Source organism: uncultured Leptotrichia sp. (genome assembly GCF_938036635.1).
GTDB classification, from domain to species: Bacteria; Fusobacteriota; Fusobacteriia; order Fusobacteriales; family Leptotrichiaceae; genus Leptotrichia; species Leptotrichia hongkongensis.
Genome location: NZ_CALHQO010000016.1, coordinates 1 through 1,125 on the forward strand (window position 1 = coordinate 1; position 1,125 = coordinate 1,125).

Here is a 1,125-nt window from a genome sequence, read left to right on the forward strand (position 1 = left end):
AAAGGGCAGTTTTTAAGCCATTTCACAAGCCATTCTATTTCTTCCAAAAAATTCTCTTCATGCCAATCTTTCATATCCTTATTTTCAAAATATTTAGAATATCTATAAATCGAATATTCTGTTTCATATCTTAATGGATAGTGATTTTCTAAGTCCTCCAGAAGCATATCCTCATGATTTCCCAAAATAAACTTTAAGTTATACCCAAGTTTTATCATTTTCATACATTTCATATAAATTTCATAAGATTTTTTCCCTCTATCACAAATATCTCCTAAAATTAAAAGCAAATCTTCTCTTTTTAGATTAATCTTTTCAAGTAATTTTAAGAATAAATCATATTGACCATGAAGATCAGAAATTGCAAATATTCTACCATAATTATTTTCATCTATTCTTTCAACCTTAACTCTGTTTTCCATAGGAATCGCACTTCTTTCATTATATTTAAAATTTTTTTAAAAAGCTCCAAATCCATTTACTTCCATAAATCTGAATAACATATCATTCATAAATTTTTCATTTTTTTGTGTATCGTAGGGTAATGTAAAGTCACCATCTCTGTTTGTCCATAATCTGTCATAATAGTCTAAAATATCTTTGGAAATTTTCTGGTCGTAAGCTGACATTATTTTCAATTCATTTTCTAAATTATAGTTTCTCATATTTCTTCTTGTAAAGTTTGTAGAGCCTCCGTAAGTTATTAGATAATTCTTTTTCAGAATTGACATCATTTTTACATGGTACATTTCTTCACCTTTGTTATAAAATTTGACATCTATGTCATAGTTATGTTTTCTTGCATATTTCATTAATTCTCCAGCCGCCGCCTTATTTGGCAATCCGGCATCTGAATTATTTAATATTATCTCAAATTTTACTCCACGTTTTGCCGCCTTTCTAATGTCATTTATTATTCCTCTATCAGCAAGGAAAAATTGAGCAATGATAACTTTTTCTCCAAATTGTGTATTTTTTAACTCTTCTGAAATATCTTTAGCTGTTGCATCATTTGTAAAATATTGTATTTTCAGCTTGTCATTTGAAGAAAACGGAATTTTGCTAAAATCCTTATTTGGAAGCCTTCTTTTTAAACTTCCATCTTTTTTAGTAATTCTTGCAACT

At 27.8% G+C, this 1,125-nt stretch carries 2 protein-coding genes; both read right to left on the bottom strand.

Annotation, left to right across the window (positions count from 1 at the left end; translation table 11 throughout):
• On the bottom strand, nt 1-422 hold a 422-nt coding region (locus Q0370_RS00240; protein ID WP_299570491.1), incomplete at its 3' end, for a metallophosphoesterase.
• Between the two features lie 36 nt (nt 423-458).
• Nucleotides 459-1,125, bottom strand: a 667-nt coding sequence (locus Q0370_RS00245) for a phospholipase D-like domain-containing protein (protein WP_299570493.1), incomplete at its 5' end; no start/stop codon positions are given.